This is a genomic window from Mesorhizobium sp. M2A.F.Ca.ET.039.01.1.1 (genome assembly GCF_003998035.1).
In the GTDB taxonomy this organism is placed as follows: Bacteria; Pseudomonadota; Alphaproteobacteria; order Rhizobiales; family Rhizobiaceae; genus Mesorhizobium.
In genome coordinates this window covers 1-2,948 of sequence record NZ_RZRY01000730.1, presented here as the reverse complement: position 1 = coordinate 2,948, position 2,948 = coordinate 1, and the positions used below count along the sequence as shown (strand labels likewise).

Here is a 2,948-nt window from a genome sequence, read left to right as displayed (position 1 = left end):
GTTCATGCTCAGTGAAGAAGCCGCCGCCCGAGATCGGCGGCAGCTGCGCCGGATCGCCAAGCACCAGGATCGGCGTGCCGAAGCTCTGCAGGTCGCGGCCGAGCTGCTCGTCGACCATCGAGCATTCGTCGATGACGACGAGCTTGGCGCGCGAAATCGGGCTTTGCCGGTTGAGCGAGAAGGTCGGCGACATCGAGGTCTTGCCGGTCACCTCGTCCTCGACCGATTCCTCACCCTTCGGTCTATAGATCAGCGAATGGATGGTGCGGGCGTTGGTCGCCCCCTTGGAGCGCAGCACCTGCGCCGCCTTGCCGGTGAAGGCGGCGAACTGCACCTGGCCGTCGACATGCTCGGCAAAATAGCGCGCCAGCGTCGTCTTGCCGGTGCCGGCATAGCCGAACAGCCGAAAGACCTGCGGCCGGCCCTCTTTGAGCCAGCGCCCGACCGCCTTCAGAGCCTCGTCCTGTTGGGGAGAAAATTCCATCAGTGCGACAGACCGGATTCGCAAGCGAAAGACAAGATTGGCCGCAATACCGACCGTTGTCGGCGACAAAGCGGCCACCTTCGATAGCCCAGGCTATCAGCCAGAAATAGGAACGTAAAGAGAACAAAGACGATCTACGGGCTAGCGCCCGGATCATTCTCCAGCAGGATCGGCTTGCCGTGTGGCGTTGCGTGCGCGGCGCGTTCCCAGGCGGCGGCAAGCGCATCGACATCATTCTTGCCGGCAACGCCCTTGACCGCCAGAAGCTTCTCCAGCGCCGCCAGCCAGTGCTCGTAATAGTCGTGGCCGTCGCTCGCCGCGCCAGGCTTCTTCACTTCGGCGGACAGCGCCTCCGCCCATTCGCTCCACGAAAACAGGCCTTTGCCGTGCAGCGCAACGGTCAGGGCGAAGGCTTCGGCCTGCCACGGCTCGGCGAAGACCGGCTCGTCGAAGCCCGCCGGCAAGGCGCCTTCATGCCGGCTCAAGATAGCTCTCCCAGGCATCGATCGAGATGCTGAGCGTCGGATCGGCGCCCTCGCCCCAGATTTCGGCCCCGTCGAACACCACGGTATAGACCCATTGCGGGTTCTCGCCCTTGCCATGCGCATTGCTGTCCGGAAAGACGAAGCCGCCGCGAACGGCCTCGATCCTCCCGGCCTTGTCGCGCGCGTAGCGCGGCAGGCGCGTATGTCCGGTCGGGTTGAAATTCTTCGTCCGCACACGATCGCCTGCTTGGAACCATGCCGGCATGGCGACGGGCCGGTCGCACGGCCCGCCCTTGGCGAGCACGGCCGGGACGTCCGCTGCCTTGAGCGCCCTTTTCGGCGTCGCGGCCGGATCGAGCGCCTTGCCGGCGGCAAGGTCGCGCTCGGTGACGAAGCCATGGCGCTTCAGCAGCGTTTCCAGCGCCTTGATCCAGATCTGGTAGTAGCTCGACGAATAGTAGTCGGCGGGATGCAGCGATTCCCGGGCATGCCGGCTTTCATCGATGTTCCAGGCACCCATGGAGCCGGCGGTGAGCGTCACGCCCAACGCCCGTCTTTCCCATGCCGCGTGAAAATAAGGCTCGTCCTTCTCGGGTGCGACCGGCCCGAAGCCCATCTGTCCGCCGAGATCCTGCGGCCCGTTCATGCCGGCTCCGCTTCCGGCTCTTTGGCCAGCGCCGTGCCGATCATCGCGTCGCGGCTGACCAGCTCGGCGAGCTGCTCCTCGCTCCAGCCTTCCGTTCCGCGGGGTCGCATCGGCACCACCAGATAGCGAAGCTCGGCGGTCGAATCCCACACGCGGATCTTCTTGTCCTTGGGCAGCGTCAGCCCGAATTCCTCCAGCACGCCGCGTGGATCGATCACCGCCCGCGAGCGGTAAGGCGGCGCCTTGTACCAGACCGGCGGCAGGCCGAGCACCGACCACGGATAGCAGGAGCACAGCGTGCAGACGACGAGATTGTGCGTCTCCTCGGTGTTGAACACGGCCTGCATGTGCTCGCCCTGGCGGCCGGTATAGGAGAGCGATTCGATCGCGGCGGTCGCGTCGAGCTTTAGCCATTCGGCGTAAGCCGGATCGTTCCAGGCCTTCGCCACCACCCGCGCGCCATTGCGCGGACCGATCTTGGTCTCATAGGTATCGACGATGACGTCGATGGCCGCCGGATCGATCAGGCCTTTCTGGGTCAGGATCGTCTCCAGCGCGCGCACGCGCGCCGCGAACGGATCGAGCTCGTTGTCGTGGTCATGATCGTGGGTCATGACGCAAGACTAGGATCGGCCGCCGTTGGCCGCAAGCGCGACGCCTTGGGCCAGTGGAACTGGAGCGAAACTGAGGCTTCCCTCCAGGTTTGTCTTCTGAGGCATGATCTTGTCCGAAAAGTCTGCAACTTTTCGGGATCATGCTCCTACTCGGCCGCCACCTTCTTTGGTTCCGACTCGCCGTCGAACAGCGAGCCCTGCTCGCCGCCTTCCACCACATGCAGCGCCGGCTGGTTCCTTCTCGACGAAAAGCTGAGCAGCCAGCCCGAGAAGTTCTCGAAATAGACGTAGATCACCGGCGTGACGAACAGCGTCAGCGCCTGCGAGGCGAGCAGGCCGCCTACCACCGCGATGCCGAGCGGCTGGCGCAATTCGGCGCTGGCGCCGGTGCCGAGCGCGATCGGGAAGGTGCCCATCAGCGCGGCCAGCGTCGTCATCATGATCGGCCGGAAACGCATCAGGCAGGCCTTATGGATGGACTCCTTCGCCGACATGCCCTGTCGCCTCAGCTCCAGCGCGACGTCGACCATCATGATGCCGTTCTTCTTGACGATGCCGATCAGCATCAGGATGCCGATCACCGCGATGACCGAAAGGTCCATGCCGGCGAAGCGCAGCGCCACCACCGCGCCAAGCACCGCTGACGGCAGGCCGGTGAGGATGGTGAGCGGATGGATGAAGCTCTCATAGAGCATGCCGAGCACGATATAGATCGTGAG

General features: G+C 64.6%; 5 protein-coding genes. All 5 read right to left on the bottom strand.

Annotated features, from left to right (window positions below; translation table 11 throughout):
* On the bottom strand, window positions 1–484 hold a 484-nt coding region (locus tag EOA24_RS32695; RefSeq protein WP_145992557.1), incomplete at its 3' end, for an ATP-dependent RecD-like DNA helicase.
* A 134-nt stretch (window positions 485–618) separates the two neighbouring features.
* Complete coding sequence (locus tag EOA24_RS32690; protein WP_126082068.1) at window positions 619–969, bottom strand: nitrile hydratase accessory protein; 351 nt, start codon at window positions 967–969, stop codon at window positions 619–621.
* Window positions 956–1,615, bottom strand: a complete 660-nt coding sequence (gene nthB, locus EOA24_RS32685) for a nitrile hydratase subunit beta (RefSeq protein WP_126082067.1) — start codon at window positions 1,613–1,615, stop codon at window positions 956–958. The genes EOA24_RS32690 and nthB overlap by 14 nt, the downstream gene beginning before the upstream one ends.
* Window positions 1,612–2,229, bottom strand: a complete 618-nt coding sequence (gene nthA, locus EOA24_RS32680) for a nitrile hydratase subunit alpha (protein WP_126082066.1) — start codon at window positions 2,227–2,229, stop codon at window positions 1,612–1,614. The genes nthB and nthA overlap by 4 nt, the downstream gene beginning before the upstream one ends.
* A 146-nt stretch (window positions 2,230–2,375) precedes the next feature.
* Window positions 2,376–2,948: efflux RND transporter permease subunit (locus EOA24_RS32675; protein ID WP_189354422.1), on the bottom strand; the 573-nt coding region annotated here is incomplete at its 5' end.